Origin of the sequence: Elstera sp. (genome assembly GCF_044372965.1) — a bacterium.
Lineage (GTDB): Bacteria > Pseudomonadota > Alphaproteobacteria > Elsterales > Elsteraceae > Elstera.
Genome location: NZ_JBILQX010000256.1, coordinates 1 through 3,820, shown reverse-complemented (window position 1 = coordinate 3,820; position 3,820 = coordinate 1). Strand labels below are relative to the sequence as shown.

Sequence of the window (3,820 nt, the reverse complement as noted above, 5' to 3'; positions counted from 1 at the left end):
CGTCAACGACGCGCCGCGCCTCCAGTCCGATTGGCTGGGCTCGGCCCTTGAAGAGCAGCCGATCAGCGTTGCGGTTGCCTCCTTGATGAGCAACGACAGCGACCCCGAAGGCGACGCCATGACCTTCCTCGGCGTCTCCGGGGCAAGTGGCGGCACGGTGAGCCAGTCGGGCGCGACGGTCAATTTCACGCCCTATACCAACTTCAGCGGTACGGCCAGCTTCACCTATCAGGTCGCCGACGCCCAAGGCGCGGTGAGTTCAGCCACGGCGGCCTATCAGGTCATCAACGTCAACGACGTGCCGATTGCGGCGGGCGAGACCATCTACGCCCAAGAGGATCAGGTCCAATATATCGCGGCCTCCCTGCTGACCCAGAATGATTACGATGCCGATGGCGATACGCTCAGCATTGCTTCGGCCTATGGGGCGTCGCATGGGACTGTCTATGCCAGCGGTGCGGGGGTGGTCTATGTGCCCCAGGCGAACTACTACGGCACGGACCAGTTCATCTATACTGTTTCCGACGGTCGCGGCGGTACGGCCAATGCCATGGCCTATCTCAACATCGCCTCGGTCAATGATGCACCCACCGGCTTCGGCGAACAGTTGAGCCCGATGGCTCAAGGATCGACCCTGAATCAGAGTTTTGCGTCCTTGCTCGCCAACGATAGTGACCCTGACGGCGACGCGCTTACCATCAGTTCGGCCAGCAGTAGCTATGGTAATGCCTACGCTTCGGGCGGCAGCGTTTTCTTCACGCCCTACCCCAATATCACGGGATCGGCCAGCTTCAATTACACCGTCAGCGACGGCCGTGGCGGTATGATTGAGGAAACCGCACAAGTTGATGTTATGTCAACGAACCGTGCGCCCGTGATTGCGGCAACGGCAATTACCGGAACACCGGTCAATATAGAGGGTAACTATACCCCCTATTATTTTGGCACCGTCACGGCTTCCGACCCTGATGGCGACGCGCTAAAAATGCAGGCAACTTCGTCCATCGGCATGATGATCGCCCCCGAAAACCCCTATCAGGGAAATTTTATTTGGCAATGGTACCCGCCAAGTTATGCTAATGGCCTCTCCGCTAATCTTAATTTTACGGTTTCTGATCAGGGCGGTTTATCAGCGACAACAACGGTTCACATCACGACATTATGGCAAACACCGATTGTTCTGGATGTCAGTGGGCAAGGCCTCAGCTTGCTCAATGCAGCGCAGTCAGGGGTTAGCACGTCGATTTTCGACCAAACAGCGACTGGTACGACGGCCTGGATCGGCGCAGGCAATGCCTTCCTTGCCCTGGACGATGACGGCGACGGCATCATCAATGCCCAGGATATCATCTTCACCGACGATGCCCCTGGGGCCGAGACCGATATGGACGCCGTCCAGCAGGTCTATGATTCCAGCGGCTCCGGTACGCTCGATCAGGCCGATACCCGCTTTGCCGACTTCCGCGTTTGGGAGGACCGCAATCAGGACGGCATCGCCGATCAGGCCGAAGTGCAGACCCTGGCCGAAGCGGGCATTGCCTCGGTTGGCCTGACCGGCGCACGCGACGACCAAAGCGTCAACGGCAGCATCGTTCACCGTACCAGCGAGTTCACTCGAACCAACGGCACCACCGGCACCGCTGCCGACGTCTCGCTTGGGGCGATCAGCGTCACTACCAGCATCGAAGTAATCCCGACCGCCACCAGCACGTCGACGGTCCTGCACAGCCTCCCCAATGCCGTGCCCGTCGCAACGACCCAGACGCAAGCCGTGACGGTGACGACGGTCGTAACCCCGGCAAGCGCCGTGACGTCTCACACGGCAACCGCCGCCCAAACCCAGACGCTACCGCAACCCGAGGCTGTTCCGGCTTCTGCCGTCGCTACCGCGCTTCCTGAGGCCCAAACGACAGTGGCGAGCGTTGCAGCCGCGACCTCGTTGGTTCTGGCCGATACCGCCACGACCGTGGCTGCGGTGACGGTGGCCGCCGCTTCTGAGGGGCAAACGGTGATAAGCGTTTCGGCGGGCGGCGATAACACCGCAAACGCGGCGCATACCACGCCGAGCGTATCGGCGGCAACGGACACCGCTAATCAAGTAATCTCGACTTCCGCCTTGGCGTCGTCAACCGGGTTCGCAGCGACCTCCGACGTAACAGGAGTTGCTGCAATCGATACGCCGGTCACGACGGCAACGCCTGCCGTCGTCAGCCCCGATAGCCCAACGGCGGTGCCCGCTATCCCCGCCCAAACGGCCAGCGCAGACACGGCGGGGAGCGGAACCCAAACGCCGACCGACACTGCGGCCACGCCAGCAGCAGCCCCACCAGCTCCTATCTCGGCAATCGATACGGCCCCGCCCGCATCGACCTCGGTCGATCTCACCGCCAATATCGCCAATCAGGCGGACCTGCTCCGTCAGGCGATGGCGGCTTTCGACCCAGCCCCTTCGGTCGCCGCTGCTGCCAGCGCCACCGATATGCTCACGCAAACCGCAACCCTCGCCGCAAACCCGATCAGTGCAGGCGATCACTGCGAGACCAAGCTCGCGGCATAAATCTGAAGGAGCATAAGGAGGGAGCTTCGGCTCCCTCCTGTCCTCAGTCTAGTCGAGGCCTGTAATGTCACCCCCGCTTATTGCCTGCGTTCCTGATCTGACGACGACGCTCGGTATCGCCTTGCAGCTTATGTCCGTCTCCGACGTGCATCGGTCGTGGACGGTCGCTGACTGTATCCGGCTGTTGCCGCCGCCAATCGCCTTAGGCCAATTCCGCGTTTATCTCGCCGGAGGCCGCCCCGTTGGCTTTGCCTCCTGGGCGTTTCTCGGACCTGTCGCCCGCGAGGGCCTCCTGCCCCGAACCCGCAAACTCCAACCCGAAGATCGGGCCTCCGGCCCCGAAGCCTGGGTAATGGATTTTATCGCCCCCTACGGCCACACATGGGCCATGGTCGATGACCTCCAGCGCACTGCGCTCGCCGATCACATCGTCCACGCCACACGTCGCAAACCCGACGGCACCATCCGCAAAATCGGCCGATGGACGGGCATTAACGTCCGTCGGAAATCCGATGCGGAAAACTATCAGTCCCACGGACGACGAGCGGGGGGATAGAAGGCTTGTCGCCGACCTCCAAACTTCTCATTTTAAAAGAAAGGAACCCTTCGAAATCGAATCCGCCCTTGACGGATTCACGTCGAAGTGCGACATGGGCTCGCTGGATCATAGGGTGTCGCCAAAACGGTCGCTACCTCCTTGAGAAATGCTTCTTCAGGGGTTTGATATCCGAGGCATTTTCGGGGCGTTTGATTGGCCTGAGTTGCGAGCCTTGAGAGTGCGCCGGGAGATCGGTCTCCCGGCGCACTCTCAAGGGGTAATCGCCGCCGCACCCGCCCATTAGCATTCTCGACACTGCCTTTTTGCCAAGGGCTGTGCGGATCGCAGAACCAGCTCTCCAACGGGAGGCTCCGCCAAGCACCAACGAATTCGGTACCTCGATCAAAGGTAATGCTGCGACGCGCCGGGACGGGTAGGGGCTCCAAGGCTCCTCGTATTGCCGATACAACCTTGGCTGATCGACGGTCTTCGTTGGACAATAAGATCAGGTAGCGTGTTCGCCGTTCAATCAATGATGTAACATTTGCCTTGCCGTGTTTTCGGGCAAAGATCATGAGATCAGCTTCCCAATGGCCAAACTCTTTTCGCTCTGCAATCTCAGCAGGTCGAAGAGTGATGGAGCGAGCAACCGGCACTGCCGATTTCCTGCTCTTTCGGCTAAATCGTCGCCGTCGGTGTCTGCGAGCACATGGTAACAGCGCGAA

Annotated in this window: 3 protein-coding genes; 2 read left to right on the top strand and 1 reads right to left on the bottom strand. The window is 60.4% G+C overall.

Features of this window, described 5'->3' with window-relative positions; genetic code table 11:
* Positions 1-2,557 (top strand): cadherin-like domain-containing protein (locus ACIQ36_RS19095; protein ID WP_395832310.1); only part of this gene is annotated, 2,557 nt, incomplete at its 5' end.
* 64 nt (positions 2,558-2,621) lie between these two features.
* Positions 2,622-3,113, top strand: a complete 492-nt coding sequence (locus ACIQ36_RS19090) for a toxin-activating lysine-acyltransferase (RefSeq protein ID WP_395832308.1) — start codon at positions 2,622-2,624, stop codon at positions 3,111-3,113.
* Positions 3,114-3,190: 77 nt separating this feature from the next.
* Here ACIQ36_RS19090 and ACIQ36_RS19085 read toward each other — a convergent pair whose 3' ends face one another.
* Entirely contained in the window at positions 3,191-3,814 is a 624-nt protein-coding gene (locus ACIQ36_RS19085; RefSeq protein ID WP_395832312.1) for an IS30 family transposase, read from the bottom strand.
* Positions 3,815-3,820 lie beyond the last annotated feature (6 nt).

Bases quoted from the DNA above. Each gene is read 5' to 3' on its own strand.
- ACIQ36_RS19090 (WP_395832308.1), top strand. From the start codon at position 2,622: ATGTCACCCCCGCTTATTGCCTGCGTTCCTGATCTGACGACGACGCTC.